The sequence below is a fragment of the Dysgonomonas reticulitermitis genome, assembly GCF_054601275.1.
Genome location: NZ_BAAHWU010000102.1, coordinates 1 through 3,044, shown reverse-complemented (window position 1 = coordinate 3,044; position 3,044 = coordinate 1). Strand labels below are relative to the sequence as shown.

Annotated in this window: 5 protein-coding genes, 1 tRNA gene and 1 pseudogene; 1 reads left to right on the top strand and 6 read right to left on the bottom strand. The window is 30.0% G+C overall.

Features of this window, described 5'->3' with window-relative positions; all coding sequences use genetic code 11:
* A pseudogene (locus ACYPZI_RS15735) lies at positions 1-224 on the top strand (IS4 family transposase); the annotation flags it as partial.
* Here the strand turns inward: ACYPZI_RS15735 and ACYPZI_RS15730 are convergent.
* The 6 genes from ACYPZI_RS15730 to ACYPZI_RS15705 form a co-directional block, all read right to left on the bottom strand.
* Entirely contained in the window at positions 211-444 is a 234-nt protein-coding gene (locus tag ACYPZI_RS15730; RefSeq protein ID WP_459603288.1) for a hypothetical protein, read from the bottom strand. The pseudogene ACYPZI_RS15735 and the gene ACYPZI_RS15730 overlap by 14 nt on opposite strands.
* 29 nt (positions 445-473) lie before the next feature.
* Positions 474-698 (bottom strand): hypothetical protein, encoded by a 225-nt coding sequence (locus ACYPZI_RS15725; protein ID WP_459603286.1) that lies wholly within the window; start codon positions 696-698, stop codon positions 474-476.
* 234 nt (positions 699-932) lie between these two features.
* A tRNA-Ser gene (locus ACYPZI_RS15720) sits at positions 933-1,013 on the bottom strand.
* Positions 1,014-1,126: 113 nt separating this feature from the next.
* Positions 1,127-1,756, bottom strand: a complete 630-nt coding sequence (locus ACYPZI_RS15715; RefSeq protein ID WP_459603284.1) for a leucine-rich repeat domain-containing protein — start codon at positions 1,754-1,756, stop codon at positions 1,127-1,129.
* A 33-nt stretch (positions 1,757-1,789) separates the two neighbouring features.
* Positions 1,790-2,485, bottom strand: coding sequence for a hypothetical protein (locus ACYPZI_RS15710; protein ID WP_459603282.1), 696 nt, complete (start codon positions 2,483-2,485; stop codon positions 1,790-1,792).
* A gap of 7 nt (positions 2,486-2,492) precedes the next feature.
* On the bottom strand, positions 2,493-2,879 hold the full coding sequence (locus tag ACYPZI_RS15705) for a hypothetical protein (RefSeq protein ID WP_459603280.1): 387 nt from the start codon (positions 2,877-2,879) through the stop codon (positions 2,493-2,495).
* Positions 2,880-3,044 lie beyond the last annotated feature (165 nt).

The window sequence follows — 3,044 nt, the reverse complement described above, 5'->3', positions numbered from 1 at the left end:
CTATGAATGCTGTAAAAATACAAGTCTATTGTGCGCTCATCACCTACTGTTTGGTAGCCATTGTGGCTAACAAATTGAAAGTAGAGCGTCCGATCTACGAAATCTTACAGGTTCTTGGAATATCCCTGCTAGATAAAGCATCTGTAAATGAGATACTTACTGAACACGATTACAAAAACACCAAAGAACTAAATTATAAACAGCTGAAAATCAGATGGAAATAAGTGCCCAGCAATGATCAGCTATACTAAACCCCAATCTTGTTAATAAAATTATATGTATCTCTTTGAGATGTTCTATGCTTGGGTGGTATTGTGGTTGAAAAACAACAAAGGTATTTTCTGATATCTTCTTTTCTTCATAAGTGCTGACAATCTCTTCATAAATTTGAATTATATTTTCAGCAGAAGAAGCCAATTCTTCATTTTTATTCAGTTTCTGCATAGATTCAGCTATTTGCTTTCTCCCTGCCTCTATATATGTTTCAGTACCATAATTTTCAAGTTTTTAATGGTTCGTTTTTCATAATACTTATCAATAACAGGCTTACCAAAAAGTTTTAGTAATATCCCTACTGTTCCTGTTGCATTATCAACTATTTCTTGGCTATTTTCACTTATGTTTTTTGTAAATAGGCTAACAGAGCTTTTTATCCCGTCTGCTAATATATCTATAACTCTTAATACATTTTCTTTCATGATGATATAAATTATTTATATACATCTCAAAGGTAGAAAATTATAGTTAAATATATTAGAAACTAAGTAAATCATAAGCTTCCATTAGCTCCTCACTTCGTCAATGCGACACCCAAAAAACATCATCATCATGAGATAGCGTGAGATAGTAGCAAGTTGTAGAAAGATAGCATTTAGAACCGCATGAAAACAAGAAAAGTGGCTTACAGAGCCACTTTCCAAATGTTAGTCTCGCGGAGAGGAAGAGATTCGAACTCTCGATACCCTTTAGGGGTATACACGCTTTCGTAGCGTGCCTCTTCAACCACTAAACCCTTGTATATCGACTGATTTACAGCAATATACGAAATACAGATGTTTCAATTTATCTTTAGGGTAACACATTTGTGAACACAAGTGTCAAAGTTAATACTAATTTTAATTATCTCTTATTCTTCAATTATATTTTTGAAGTCTTTCCAATACTCTTTATTCTTATAATTATCTATACATCCTTTAGGTACATACAAAGTACATATATCAGGATTTTCTATTTTATGAAATGGTAGAACATAATAACCTCTTACAATAGGCGGTACAGATGCTTTAATATGAAATTCCTTTACATTTAAACAGGCTGCAAATGCTCTTTCGCTGATTTCTTGTATTCCTTTTCCTATAAAAATATTTTCTAAAGATTTACAATTATAGAATGCTCTTATTCCGATATAGATAACACTATCAGGAATTGATATTGTAGTTAAATTCTCGCATCCTGTAAAAGAATCATTCTCTATATTTTTTATCGAATTAGGTATAATTACAGCTTTTAATTTTTGTTGATTGATAAAAGAACGCCCATTTATTGTAGTTATTCCTTCTGGAATAATAACAGATACACATTCAAGATTCCGAATTAAAATATTATTTTCTGAAAGAGAATCAATCTCTTTATTATTTTCTTTTCTCTTTACAATGTCTCTTTCTTGTTTTAATCTTTTTATCTTCTTATTATAGATTTTCGTATTGATAACAAGATATATAAATAAGCCAATTATAGTAATCAATGCCACTTCCATTTTCTAATCAAATTAAAAACGACAAACAATATTTCATATTTGCCGTATGTTTTTATTTCTTTTATCTTCAATCGTTTTTCCAATTATTTCTAATAATTCATCAGAATATTGCATTGCCTTTTCTTTATCTCCTTTCGCCCTGTATAGCTTAACAAGAGATACTAATTCTTCTTTGTAAATCTGCACATATTCTTCGTATTCCTCACTATCCTGTCCTCTTATTTCTCTAATTCCGATTATTCCCCAACAAAGTATTTTTCTAAATATAGACATTTCAATCTCTTTTTCTATAATTTCTTCTTTCGGTAAATATCTGTAATAGAGTAAAGCCAACAAAGCATTGAAATCTCCCATTATGAAAACATTATTATTGGGATGTGCGTAAAAATCAATCTTATTTTCATCTAATAAAGACATTAATTCTCTATACCTATTTTCTTTTATGTATTCAATACCGATTTTTGTGACTGAATCTATATTAATAACATTCTTATTCATATATAATTCAGTGCTTTGTGTATCGGTTGAATCTCTCATTTTGCTTATTTCAATGGCTGTTTCTTTCGCTATGTCAAATGTGGCAGAATCGCAATTTTGATATGCTTTTAATATAGAAATACATTCTTCTTTTTCTTTGTCTGAAAATAGAGTAGTTTCTTCTTTATCCGTTATCTTTTTACATGAAAAACAGAGTAGTATTAATATAAACAGGCAGATTGTTGTTTTCATTCTCTGGTTATAAAATTAACAGCAAAGTATTAGATTTTCCGTTATCGCTAAAATATCCTTCAAATACAGTCCCTTTATATACTTCTTTATCAGGACTTTCTCGAAGTTTTACCTTACATTTTTGACCGTTTATTGCTGTTACTATTACATCGGCTGGCTTTGTCCATAATAGTTTAATAATAGGCTCTTTAAATTCAACAATAACAGATACAGTATTTCCGTTTTCCGTCTGACAATTCCTAATTTCTTCTTCCTTTCCATAAGGTGCAAAAAAGAAATATATAGCGACAATAATTATAACCCACCATTCTTTAGAAATAATGCATAGAATAATAGCTATGGCACAAAGTATAATATGCCATATAAGTGAAAGGTATATTTCTGTAAATATCATTTTTATATTTTTAAGTTACGGCATTCATAATTTAATAAGACTTTGTTGCAACGGCAGTCAATCTGGTATTTTTCTTCACTATCGTAGCAAGTAAAATTAACTCACTTTGTAAGCATCGGGCATACCAATCCCGATGAATTTATTTAATGTCAAACATTTGAGTTT

Coding starts and splice junctions, on each gene's coding strand:
- ACYPZI_RS15730 (WP_459603288.1), bottom strand. CDS start 444: ATGCAGAAACTGAATAAAAATGAAGAATTGGCTTCTTCTGCTGAAAAT.
- ACYPZI_RS15715 (WP_459603284.1), bottom strand. CDS start 1,756: ATGGAAGTGGCATTGATTACTATAATTGGCTTATTTATATATCTTGTT.
- ACYPZI_RS15705 (WP_459603280.1), bottom strand. CDS start 2,879: ATGATATTTACAGAAATATACCTTTCACTTATATGGCATATTATACTT.
- ACYPZI_RS15710 (WP_459603282.1), bottom strand. CDS start 2,485: ATGAAAACAACAATCTGCCTGTTTATATTAATACTACTCTGTTTTTCA.
- ACYPZI_RS15725 (WP_459603286.1), bottom strand. CDS start 698: ATGAAAGAAAATGTATTAAGAGTTATAGATATATTAGCAGACGGGATA.